The 4,962-nt window shown below is 59.6% G+C and carries 1 protein-coding gene and 3 pseudogenes; 3 read left to right on the top strand and 1 reads right to left on the bottom strand.

Annotated features, from left to right (window positions below):
* Positions 1-398: 398 nt before the first annotated feature.
* Positions 399-1,820 (top strand): annotated as a pseudogene (locus AWB68_RS42630) (mannose-1-phosphate guanylyltransferase/mannose-6-phosphate isomerase); the annotation flags it as partial.
* Between the two features lie 277 nt (positions 1,821-2,097).
* Here the strand turns inward: AWB68_RS42630 and ltrA are convergent.
* The gene (gene ltrA, locus AWB68_RS42625) at positions 2,098-3,606 is read right to left on the bottom strand and encodes a group II intron reverse transcriptase/maturase (protein ID WP_125483260.1); all 1,509 of its coding nucleotides are present in this window, start codon (positions 3,604-3,606) and stop codon (positions 2,098-2,100) included.
* Between the two features lie 463 nt (positions 3,607-4,069).
* Between ltrA and AWB68_RS42620 the strand changes: the two are divergent.
* Positions 4,070-4,283: pseudogene (locus AWB68_RS42620) on the top strand (tyrosine-type recombinase/integrase); the annotation flags it as partial.
* A 263-nt stretch (positions 4,284-4,546) separates the two neighbouring features.
* A pseudogene (locus AWB68_RS42615) lies at positions 4,547-4,897 on the top strand (IS66 family transposase); the annotation flags it as partial.
* Between the last annotated feature and the right edge of the window lie 65 nt (positions 4,898-4,962).

Raw genomic sequence — 4,962 nt, 5'->3', positions numbered from 1 at the left:
GTTCATCAAACTAGCCTGCTCACTCGTCTGCTGGAACATCCTTAGCCAAACTGAGCGGTCTTTTTGAACTGGCCTTTAAGGATTTCGCAGCCCGGGTCTGTGCTGACGGATACTCAGCAAAACAAGGGGCTGCAACTGCGCTTATCGCGAGGGCGCACGAAAACAACGCTTGCCCCGGGTCGATCCCGACCGGCGATACGTCGTCTATGATGGCCTGCACGAGGAAAGCCGTTCGAGCTTCCACCGGGCGCAGGGGCTGCTTGTGCGTCCCATTGCAGCCCCCGACCTTAAACCAGCGCTTTCCGAACCACGCCCGCTATGGGCGCTGCTATAATCTAACACTAGTCGACAAATACCACGCCATCGCTTGACTATGACGCCGTCCAACGGGAAATTAATTGAACATCTATCCGGTCATTCTGTGCGGCGGTAGTGGGACGCGTTTGTGGCCCATGTCCCGCGGTGACTATCCGAAGCAATATCTGAAGCTGACCAGCGACAAAACGCTGTTGCAGCAAACGGCGCTGCGTCTCTCAGGCATCGCCGGAATCGCCGCGCCGATCGTGGTCACGAACAACGAACAACGCTTCCTGGTTGCCGAGCAGATGCGGCAGATCGGTATTGCGCCGTCGTCGATCGTGCTCGAACCAGTCGGCCGCAACACGGCGCCGGCGATTGCTGTGGCCGCAATGCTTGCGCTGCGCGAGTCGCCCAACGTTCTCCTGCTTGTCCTGCCATCGGACCACGTGATCCTGAACGAAGCTGTTTTCGCCGGAATTATCGGCGCGGCGGCCAAGGTCGCGCAAGACAAGTATCTTGTGACCTTCGGCATCGATCCGACCGAGCCGCACGTGGGTTACGGCTATATTCGACAAGGAGAGACGATCGACAGTGCGGACAACGCATTCAAGGTGGACTCGTTCGTCGAGAAACCCGATGCCGCGACGGCTGCTCGGTTGATCGAGGAGGGCGGATACTACTGGAATAGCGGTATGTTCATGCTGAGTGCGTCCACGTACGTCGAAGAGTTGAGCCGTTATGAGCCGGCAATCGCGCGGCAGGCGGCGTTAGCGCTTGATCTCGCCAAACGCGACGACGATTTTCTACGGCTTGATCCGACAACCTTCGAACAATCCCCGAACGTGTCAGTCGACAATGCGGTGATGGAGAAGACGGATCGTGCATCGATGATCACGGCAGCAGGTCTCGGGTGGAGTGATATAGGGTCGTGGACTGCTCTAGCGGAGATCGCCAAAGCCGACGAGCAAGGCAACGTCTTGCTCGGCGACGTGTTAGTCGAAGACGTCGCCAACTCGTACATTCGCGCCGAGCATCGCATGGTGGCCGCGATCGGCCTGGAAAACGTGGTGATCGTGGAAACGGCGGATGCGTTGTTGGTTACTCATCGGGACACCACGCAGGACGTGAAGAAGATCGTCGCGCGGCTCAAGGCGTCGGGTCGGACGGAGTCGGTGACCCATCGGCGGGTGGTGCGTCCGTGGGGGTCCTATGAATGCCTCGACCAGGGCGATCGTTTTCAGGTGAAGCGGCTCGTCGTGAGTGCCGGCGCTCAACTGAGCCTTCAGATGCATCACCATCGCGCTGAACACTGGATCATTGTAAAAGGCACAGCCTTCGTGACCAACGGCGACCAAGAGATCCTCCTGACCGAGAACCAGTCGACCTACATTCCGCTTGGCGTGAAGCATCGGCTGATGAATCCGGGGAAAATTCCGCTCGAGTTGATTGAAGTGCAGTCGGGCGCTTATGTCGGTGAGGACGATATTGTGCGCTTCGACGACACGTACGGACGTGTTTCGAAGGCAACTGGTGAAGCGTTAGTTGAAAAGCGCGGCTTCCACTACTGTCCGGTTAAATTAGAAGTCAAATAAGTCATCAGGTATCGATCACGGAGATGTTCCTGGACTGGGCCGTTACATGCCATACGCGGAATGGCGCGGCACAGGTCGCTTACGATGCCCAATCCTGAAGTCCCAGTGCGTGCATGAATCGATCCGCTTGTACCGGCTCGGATTGTCTGTTGGAGTAGGAATGACAGTCGCCTATCACCCCCTCCGCAGATCCGTACGTGCGCTCCTAACGCATACGGCTCCTGCCTTGGGTCGTAACGATCAGACGCTGGTCTGGGTACGGGTGGCATATGTGAGTGGGAGGCAGCCAGTGCAATGCGAGACGAGCCATTCGCTCCAAGGTCAGCCGACTGGTTTGGCTACGACGGCGCAACGTGCGATACCACAGGCGGGCAATACAGCCACGGAAACGCCCGAGGCGCGCTCCGTTTCGTGGCACGCCGAAGTACCGTACATGCCCAGCCACCACAGCGCGCAGATACCGCCCCTGCTCCGCAATGGTCCGGTGCATGCGCCGTCGCAACTGTTCCTTGACTGCCTGAAGCTTGGCTCGCATTCGTTTGACGCTGGTCAGTCGCAGAACCGCAAACCTACCCTTGCGAGTCTTCCCGCAACAATGCGTAAAGCCCAGGAAGTCGAAGGTATGCGGCTTGCTTCCGCCGCGACGTCGGCAGTTCTCGCGCGCAAAGCGCCCGAACTCGATCAGCCGCGTCTTGCTCTCGTGCAGCTTCAGGCCGAAGCGGGCCAGCCGTTCGGTCACTTCACGCTGGAAGCGCTCTGCGTCTCGCACGTACTGGAACCCCGCGACCCAATCGTCGGCATACCGCACCACGATCATGTCGCCTTCGGCGTGCCGCGCACGCCACTGCTTCACCCACAGGTCAAACGCGTAATGAAGATAGATGTTCGACAGGAGCGGCGAGATACTGCCGCCCTGAACCGTACCGATTTCACTCTGCGTCAACCTGCCGTCTTCCAGCACACCGGCATGCAGCCATTTCTTGATGAGCCGCACCACCCGTGTGTCCGCCACCCGGTGCTCGATGAGTCTGATCAGCCAGTCGTGTTCGATTGTGTCGTAGAACTTGCTGATATCCGCATCGAGTATCCAGTTCACCTTTCTGCGCTCGATACCCACGCTCACAGCGTCGAGCGCGTTGTGCGCGCTTTTGCCGGGACGAAAGCCGTAGCTGAACCCGACGAAGTCCTGTTCGTAGATCGCGTTGAGCACCTCGACCGTCGCAAGCTGGACGAGCTTGTCCTCCAGCGCCGGCACGCCCAGCGGGCGCTTGCTGCCGTCTGCCTTGTCGATGTACACGCGTCTGACAGGCTGGGGCCGGTAGGCCCCTCGGGCCAGCCGGTCGGACAGGTCCAGAAGCCGCGCTTCGAGGTCCAGTCCGTACGACTGCCATGTCTCGCCGTCCACCCCGGCTGCCGCCTTGCGCTCCAGCGCAAGGTAGGCTGCCCGCAGGCGGTCGACCGCGTAGATGTGATGCATCAGGGTGGTGAACTTCGCACCCGGTCGGCCTCTGGCCGTCTGTCGTATGCCGTCGAGCGCCGTTCCCATGTCATATTCCCGCCCCGAACTGCGGGACATGTGCGCCGCGACTGCATTTCCCTTGGCCTGCCGCCTTCCCTCCACCGCCTCCGCCGCTGCCGGAATTTCACCTGCAGCCTTGTTCGGCAGCTTCTCAGGTACTACGCAGCAGTCCGACTTCCTGCGCCCGTGGCTCATCGTCGTACACCCTCAGGCTTCACGATGCGCACTGCACCCGGCGCTTCCCAGCGGGGTGCAGTAGAGCGCGGGATCTCCCGGTTCCCGAGTGAGATGTTTCCGCGCGTGCGCGGGGTCTCAGACCGCGCGGGGTCCAGCGCTGCCTCGCCAATGCGGCAGCACCGGTGTGGCCTTCGGCTTGTGTCCACAGCCTCGACACCCCGGTCGGCCCGTGCATTGCTGCACGGGGCAAATATTTCGCGGCTCAATACCCGGCCCGCGCGTACCCCTGTCAACGCTTCGCCTGCATCCTCACGGATACACACGCATGACTCGGGGCCGCCGTGGCTGGCTAGGCCTTCAACGTATGACTCTTTCATTCACAACACCTCACCGGTTTTGACCGGCGCACGGACACGGGTTTGCAACTCAGGCGGCCTCTTTCATGGTGGCTGCGTGCCGACAATGTCGTTGGAAACATTGACGCCACGCGACTGCCATGCATCTACTTCAATCAGGCGTCGACCTGTCGGTCATCGCCTTGTGGCTGGGACACGAAAGCCCGTCGACAACGCACGGCTATGGAAACTGATCTGACAATGAAGGAACGAGCACTGAACAGGATTCAGCCGCCGCAAGTACAGAACCGTCGATATCGACCACCGGACCGCATCCTGCAGATCCTGGAGTCGTTGTAATTATGTGTAGCTCGCCGCATCGCGAATCCCCGCTCATCGCGTCGGCGACTCGCATGGCACCGGATAGGGGTAGGAAACGGCGATCGCCGTCCCCTCCCTCCGAACCCCCTGTGCAGTTTTCCCGCATCAAATGAGTTCGATCACATTTGGCAGAGGGATTTTTAATTAGCGATTGCGGCTACGAACCTGTGAGCGAGTGCTTATAAGTCACACCGCAATCGGTAACTAAAAATCCCTCTGCCTTATCTGGAGCACCAGATAAGGCCCACGCGCGCCGCAAATTCCACGATCTGTTCGTCGCACGCAGGAATGAGGTCAACACCGAAGCGTTGCGCCGGATCGGAGAACTGTACGCAATTGAGGCCGCGATTCGAGGCAAGCCGCCCGACGAACGCAGACGTGTCAGGCAGGAGCAGACGCGTCCGCTACTCGATGCTTTTGCGATTTGGCTGCGCTCAACATTGGGTACGGTATCGCAAAAAAGTGATACCGCCAAAGCCATCAACTACTCGCTGAATCAGTGGTCGGCGCTCACGCTATACGTCGAAGACGGCAGCGTGGAAATCGATAACAACGCCGCTGAACGCGCTTTACGTGCCGTCGCAATGGGGCGTTCATTGTGCACCTCCTTCTGAAACCTCGATAAACATTGGGATCTGTCCTTCGACGTCGTTGCGAC

Origin of the sequence: Caballeronia choica, from assembly GCF_001544535.1 — a bacterium.
In the GTDB taxonomy this organism is placed as follows: Bacteria; Pseudomonadota; Gammaproteobacteria; order Burkholderiales; family Burkholderiaceae; genus Caballeronia; species Caballeronia choica.
The sequence above is the reverse complement of the archived record's forward strand: the minus strand, read 5'-3'. Positions and strand labels throughout refer to the sequence as shown.